At 54.3% G+C, this 941-nt stretch carries 1 protein-coding gene; it reads left to right on the top strand.

Features of this window, described 5'->3' with window-relative positions:
• Position 1 precedes the first annotated feature (1 nt).
• Positions 2–941, top strand: a protein-coding gene (locus PG896_RS21030) for an IS630 family transposase (protein ID WP_270836198.1) whose coding sequence is annotated in 2 segments (ribosomal slippage) — positions 2–448 and positions 450–941 — 939 coding nt annotated over the 2 segments. Because the reading frame shifts where the segments join, the coding sequence is not laid out codon by codon here. This gene is flagged as partial in the annotation.

Raw genomic sequence — 941 nt, 5'->3', positions numbered from 1 at the left:
AATCGATTTCTTGGCCCTCGCCAAGGCAGAAACCAACGCCAGGAAACGCATGCGATTCCTGGCGTTAGCACACTTTCAAGAAGGTCATTCCAGAACTGACATTGCCCGCTTTCTCAAAGTCAGCCGCACAAGTGTCAACAAATGGGTGAGCAACTTCTTGCTACACGGCGTGGCGGGGCTGGATAGTGTCCGTCCACCAGGCCGACCCGCCAAGCTCGGCGCCGAACAGCTATCCCAGCTTAGCGAATATATCGACCAACAAAGCCGGCTGGCCATCGGGGGACGACTGCAAGGTACTGATATTCAAACGTATATCGAACGAGAGTTTGGTGTGGCCTATGAACTCTCCAATGTCTACCGCCTCCTCAGAGAGCTGGGGTTTTCCTGGATAACCAGTCGCTCACGACATCCGAAGCAGGATGGGCAGGTGCAGGAAGCTTTTAAAAAACTTCCAGCTGGAAACGATCCTTAACATCCCGGGTCATGTTGCGCTTGCCAATGTCGATGTCTGGTTTCAGGACGAAGCCCGGTTTGGTCAACAAAATACGACTACCCGACTGTGGGCCAGGCGTGGCAGTCGCCCCCGAGCTATTCAGCAACAACAATTCGAGTACGTCTATCTCTTCGGTGCCGTCTGCCCTGCAACCGGGACAACGGAAGCCTTGCTCAGTCCTCTGGTAAACCGGGAGGTGATGAAGCAGCACTTGGCACTGATTGCAGCACGAACAAAGCCGGGTCGTCATGCGGTGGTGATCATGGACGGCGCCGGATGGCATACCATGGAATGTGCGGATGACTTCCCCAATCTCAGCCTGATCAAGCTCCCTCCCTATTCTCCCGAACTCAATCCCATTGAACAGGTATGGAGCTGGCTTCGTCAGCATGTGTTGGCTAATCGCAGCTTCAAGGATTACGACGACATCCTTGATGCCTGCACATCG

It is taken from the genome of Aeromonas sp. QDB30, from assembly GCF_027707645.1.
Lineage (GTDB): Bacteria > Pseudomonadota > Gammaproteobacteria > Enterobacterales > Aeromonadaceae > Aeromonas > Aeromonas caviae.
This window is presented reverse-complemented; position numbering and strand designations above follow the sequence as displayed.